Annotated in this window: 1 protein-coding gene; it reads left to right on the forward strand. The window is 33.0% G+C overall.

Going from position 1 to position 352, the window contains the following annotated elements; genetic code table 11:
• On the forward strand, positions 1-343 hold a 343-nt coding region (locus H4O21_RS28580; RefSeq protein WP_182812615.1), incomplete at its 5' end, for an anthrone oxygenase family protein.
• Between the last annotated feature and the right edge of the window lie 9 nt (positions 344-352).

A 352-nucleotide genomic window follows, 5' to 3' on the forward strand; every position in this document is an offset into this window, starting at 1 on the left:
GAATAGAGCAATCATTAATGGCAAATTTATGATTGTATTTTTTGGACCGGTTCTACTACTCTTTCTTAATACTTATTTATTTAAGGGAAACAATACTAGCTTTTTGCTATTTCTGATTGCAGCAATACTGTTTTTTATAGGAATAGGCTTGGTAACCATTTTCGGCAATGTGCCTTTAAACGAAATATTAGACAAATCGAATCTGGAAGCACTCTCAAAGGTAGAATTGCAAGAACTTCGGGACAAATTTGAGCAACCATGGAACCGCTTGCATACTATAAGAACACTCTCTTCATTTATTTCTTTTGTGTTCTTAATTATAGGAATGCTCTATTCAAAATAAGACAACTCA

Origin of the sequence: Oceanospirillum sediminis, assembly GCF_014164585.1 — a bacterium.
Classification (GTDB): domain Bacteria; phylum Pseudomonadota; class Gammaproteobacteria; order Pseudomonadales; family Halomonadaceae; genus Oceanospirillum; species Oceanospirillum sediminis.